This is a genomic window from Streptomyces sp. NPDC057638 (genome assembly GCF_042800315.1).
Taxonomy (GTDB): Bacteria; Actinomycetota; Actinomycetes; order Streptomycetales; family Streptomycetaceae; genus Streptomyces.
In genome coordinates, this window is sequence record NZ_JBHVHF010000433.1 from 1 (window position 1) to 5,111 (window position 5,111).

General features: G+C 72.9%; 3 protein-coding genes. 2 read left to right on the plus strand and 1 reads right to left on the minus strand.

The genetic code is table 11. The features are described 5' to 3' along the window. Positions 1-1,065, minus strand: a 1,065-nt coding sequence (locus ACFVIM_RS32645; RefSeq protein WP_384309250.1) for a FecCD family ABC transporter permease, incomplete at its 3' end; no start/stop codon positions are given. Between the two features lie 350 nt (positions 1,066-1,415). Between ACFVIM_RS32645 and ACFVIM_RS32650 the strand changes: the two genes are divergently transcribed. Continuing rightward, complete coding sequence (locus ACFVIM_RS32650; RefSeq protein ID WP_384309253.1) at positions 1,416-3,113, plus strand: ABC transporter ATP-binding protein; 1,698 nt, start codon at positions 1,416-1,418, stop codon at positions 3,111-3,113. 89 nt (positions 3,114-3,202) lie between these two features. Beyond that, positions 3,203-5,035, plus strand: coding sequence for an ABC transporter ATP-binding protein (locus ACFVIM_RS32655; protein WP_384309256.1), 1,833 nt, complete (start codon positions 3,203-3,205; stop codon positions 5,033-5,035). Positions 5,036-5,111: the final 76 nt, after the last annotated feature.

Below are 5,111 nucleotides of genomic sequence, written 5' to 3' on the forward strand. Positions count from 1 at the left end.
CAGCATGACCAGCTTTCGACGGCGGCACAGGGCGATGAACAGGGGCGCGCCGAGGAACGCGGTGACGATCCCGACCTGGACCTCGCCCGGGGCGCCGAGCACCCGGCCCAGCACGTCCGCGCCGATCAGCAGCACGGGGGCGAGCAGCATGGAGTAGGCGAAGACCCAGCGCTGGTCGGGGCCGACGATAAAGCGGGCGGCGTGCGGCACGACGAGTCCGACGAAGCTGATCGGCCCGACGGCGGCGGTCGCGGCGCCGCAGAGCAGCATCACGGCGACCGCGCCCAGGACCCGGGTGCGGCCGACGTTGACGCCCAGGGCGCGGCCGACCTGGTCGCCGAGGGCGAGGGCGTTGAGGGAGGGGCCGAGCAGGAGCGCCATGAGCAGGCCCACGCCGATGAAGGGCAGGGCGATGTACAGCACCTCGTAGTAGCGGCCCGACAGGGCACCCACGGTCCAGAAGCGGAACTGTTCGAAGGCGCGCGGTTTGAGCAGCAGCACCGCCGAGGTGAAGGCGAAGAGGACGGCCGTGACCGCCGCTCCGGCGACGACGAGCCGGTCGGGGGTGGCGAGTTTCCGGCCGGAGGAGCCGAGGACGTAGACGGCGACCGAGGTGATCGCGGCGCCCGCGAGCGCGAACCACATATGGCCGAGGACCGAGCCGACTCCGAGGAAGGCGATGGCGATGACCACTCCGGTCGCGGCGCCCTGGCTCACTCCGAGCAGTCCGGGGTCGGCGAGCGGGTTACGGGTCAGTGCCTGCATCAGCGCGCCGGAGAGGCCGAGGGCCACGCCGACAGTGAGTCCGAGCAGGGTGCGCGGGATGCGGTAGTCATGGATGATCACCGACGCCTCGGACCCGTCGGGCCGCCACAGCAGTTCCCAGGTCGAGGAGAAGGGGATGCCCCGGGTGCCGACCCAGATGCTGACCAGGCCCACCAGGACGAGGGCGGCGAGCGCGATCAGCAGTCCCGCGCCGCGCAGGGCGGTCCTTCCGCCCCCTGGTGCGACGGATCCGCCGGACGCGACGGGGCTCGCGGGGCTGATGGAACCGGCAGAGTTCACGGAACCCACGGAACTCGTGAGTCCTGTGGAACCAGAGGAATCAGTGGGACTCACTGCATCGGCGGAATCGGCGGAATCACTTCCGGACGCCGCCCGGGCTTGGACCGACAACGACAACTCCCCCTGGCGGCGGTACACAGTTCGTACGGATCGCGGATGGGCGAGCGGTCCGAACAACAGAGCGTTACTTAGGTGAGCCTAACCACATCCTCCCCGGAGGGTCAACGCGCTTGTCGGCAAAGACCGTAGAGGGGTGAGTATGTCCTGGTAGGAGGCGGGTGAGCGGCACAGAGAGCCACTGAATTTAGAGTAGCCTTACCTAACCAATTGACCATCTGCGGAGGTAGCCCATGCCGACTGGAGGACCGACGGGGGGCCATGTCCTCCGAGGAGCGATCAGGGACCAGCGCCGCCGTCTTGTCGCGGCGTCCCTGCTCGGAATGACCCACCAGGGATGCGAGGCCCTGGTTCCCGTGGTGATCGGCGTCATCATCGACGAAGCCGTGGCCACGGGCTCCAGCGACACCCTGGTGCGCTGGCTACTGGTCCTCGGCGCGCTCTTCCTCGTCCTGTCCACCTGTTACCGCAACGGGGCCCGGATCACCGAGGGCGCGGGCGAGAAGGCCGCGCACCGGCTCCGGATCCAGCTCGGCGCGCGGGTGCTCGACCCGCGCGGCGGCGCGGACGCGGACCGGCTGCCCGGCGCCCTGACCAGCATCGCCACCAACGACGCCAAGCGCGTCGGCGCGGCCGTGACCGTCATCGCCTACGGCATGTGGGCGCTGGCCGCCCTCACCATCAGCGCCATCCTGCTGCTGCGCATCTCCGTCCCGCTCGGACTGCTGGTGCTGCTCGGCATCCCGCCGCTGCTCTGGCTCGGCCACCGCATCAGCCGCCCGCTGGAGCAGCGCAGCGAGACCGAACAGGAACGTGCCGCCCACGCCTCCGGCGTCGCCGCCGACCTCGTCGCGGGACTGCGGGTCCTGAAGGGGATGGGCGCCGAGTCCGCCGCCGTCTCCCGCTACCGCGTCACCAGCCAGGACTCGCTCGCCGCCGCACTGCGCGCCGCCCGCAGCCGGGCCGGGCACGAGGGCGCCGTACTCGCCCTGACCGGCGTCTTCATCGCCGCCATCGGCCTCGCCGGTGCCTATCTGGCGATGGACGGCTCCATCAGCATCGGCGAACTGGTCGCGGCCGTCGGTCTCGCCCAGTTCCTGCTCGGCCCGTTCCAGCTCCTCATCTACGTCAACGCCGAGTTCGCCCAGGGCCGCGCCTCCGCCAAGCGGATCGCCGAGGTGCTCGCCGCCCCCAGCGCCGTACCGGAGGGCAGTGCGGCCACCCCGGACGAGGTCACCGGACATGTCCGGCTGCGCGGGGTCACCCTCGGCGCCCTGCGCGGGGTCGACCTCGACCTCGCGCCCGGCACCCTGACCGGCGTCGTGACCAAGGACCCGGCCGCCGCCCACGATCTGCTGCTCGCCCTGGCCCGGGAGACCGACCCGGCCGAGGGCTCGATCGAACTCGACGGTGTGCCCCTGACCGAACTGGACCCCGCCGAGGCGCGGCGCGCGATCCTCGTCGCCGCCCATGACGCCGACCTGTTCGAGACCAGCCTGCTGGAGAACGTACGCGCCGGGGCCGACACCGACCCGGCCGGACTGGAGCCCGCCCTGCGGGCCTCCGCCGCCGACGACGTCGCCCGGCTGCTGCCCGACGGCGTGGACACCGTGCTCGCCGAGCGCGGCCGGTCCCTCTCCGGCGGCCAGCGCCAGCGCGTCGCGCTCGCCCGCGCGCTCGCCGCCGACCGTCCCGTCCTGGTGCTGCACGACCCGACCACGGCCGTGGACACGGTCACCGAGTCGAGGATCGCCGCCCGGCTGCGGGAGATCCGCCGCGACCGCACCACCCTCCTCGTCACCACCAGCCCCGCGCTGCTCGCGGTGACCGACCGGGTCGTGGTGCTCGACGACGGCGCGGTCACCGCCCACGGCAGCCACGCCGACCTCGTCGCCGCCGACGAGGGCTACCGCGCGGCGGTGCTCGCATGACGGCCACGGGTACCCAGGGCGCCGAGGGTGCCCCCGACACGGCCCGGCCCCCCGGACGGCGCCCCCAGGAAGGACGGACCGAAGAGACGATGCCGGAAGGACGGACGGACGAGACGATGAGCGCACCCAGCCCGGCCGAGCGCCTGCTCCTGCCGACCGCCACCGGCTCCGAGAGCCTGGCCGCGCTGCGCGGTCTGCTCGGCGGCCACGGCCTCCTGGCGGCGACGGCCCTGGGCGTCCTCGTCGTGGGCACCGGCATCGGACTGCTCACCGCTCCCCTGCTCGGCCATGTCGTCGACCTCGTCGTGGACGACAAGGGCACCTCGGCCCTGACCCTGCCCCTGGTCCTGCTCGTCGTCGTCGCGGTGGTGCGCGGCGTCGCGGGCGGTATCGGCAGCTCCCTGGTGGCCCGCGTCGGCGAGACCATCCTCGCCACCCTGCGGGAACGATTCATCGAACGCGCCCTCGCCCTCCCCCTGGAGCGGGTCGAAGCGGCCGGCTCGGGCGACCTCGTCTCCCGCGTCACCAGCGATGTCGCCGTCATCACCAAGTCCGTGCGCCAGGCGATGCCGGAGTTCACCCGCTCCGCCGTCACCATCGTCCTGACCCTGGTCGGACTGACCGTGCTGGACTGGCGGTTCCTGCTCGCCGCGCTGCTCGCCACCCCGGTCCAGATCCTCTCCGTACGCTGGTACCTGCGCCGGGCCGCACCCGTCTACGCGGAACAGCGCGTGGCCACCGGCGCCCTCCAGCACCAGCTCCTCGACAGCGTCGGCGGAGTACGCACGGTGCGCGCCTTCCGGCTCAACGACGACCACGCCCGGCAGCTGGAGAGCCGCTCGCGGAGCGCGGTCGCCCTCGCCCTGCGCGGCATCCACGTCGTGACCGGCTTCTTCTCCCGGCTCAACTTCGGCGAGTTCGTCGGCCTGAGCGCCGTCCTCGTCACCGGATTCCTGCTGGTCGACGGCGGCGCGGTGAGCATCGGCACGGCGACGGCCGCCGCCCTGTACTTCCACAGCCTCTTCAACCCGATCAACGCCGCCCTGTTCCTCCTGGACGACGTCCAGCAGGCGGGCGCCAGCCTCGCCCGGCTGATCGGCGTCTCCAACCTCGCCGGAGAGCCCGAGCCCGAGTCCACCACCGGCCCGGAGGACGGCTCGGTCACGGTCACCTCGCTCCACTACGCCTACGTCGACGGCCACCCGGTGGTGCGCGGAGTCGATCTGAAGGTGGGCAGCGGGGAGCGAGTCGCCCTGGTCGGCGCGAGCGGCGCGGGCAAGACCACCCTCGCCAAGCTGATCGCGGGCGTCCACCAGCCGTCCGAGGGCACCATCACCCTCGGCGGCGTCGACACCACCGACCTCGGCCCCGCCGGAGTACGGAACGCGGTGACCCTCATCAGCCAGGAGACCCATGTCTTCGCGGGAACCCTCGCCGACGACCTGCGCCTGGCCCGCCCCACCGCCACCGACGCGGACATACGCACCGCCCTCACCACGGTCGACGCCCTGACCTGGGTGGAAGCCCTGCCCGAGGGACTGGCCACCGTCGTCGGCGAAGGCGGCCACCGGCTGACCGTGACCCAGACCCAGCACCTGGCCCTGGCCCGCCTGGTCCTCGCCGACCCCCCGATCGCCATCCTCGACGAGGCCACCGCCGACGCGGGCAGCGCGGGCGCCCGCGTCCTGGAGAGCGCCGCCCTCAAGGCCCTGCGAGGCCGCACCGGCCTGATGGTGGCCCACCGCCTCCCCCAGGCCGCCTCCGCCGACCGCATCGTCGTCCTCGACGAGGGCCGCGTGGTCGAGACCGGCACACACGATGAGCTGGTGGCCTCGGGGGGCCGTTACGCGACGCTGTGGGCGGCGTGGTCGGACAGCAGGCGCACGGAGACCTCGGAGAAGAAGCCGGCCGTCCAGGGCTGAGCCCTGGCCGCCGCACGCCCCGTGACCCGTCTGTCCGCCCTGCGGCTGTTGCCCGTGTGGTGCGTCGGCCCCCGCC

Coding starts and splice junctions, on each gene's coding strand:
- ACFVIM_RS32650 (WP_384309253.1), top strand. CDS start 1,416: ATGCCGACTGGAGGACCGACGGGGGGCCATGTCCTCCGAGGAGCGATC.
- ACFVIM_RS32655 (WP_384309256.1), top strand. CDS start 3,203: ATGCCGGAAGGACGGACGGACGAGACGATGAGCGCACCCAGCCCGGCC.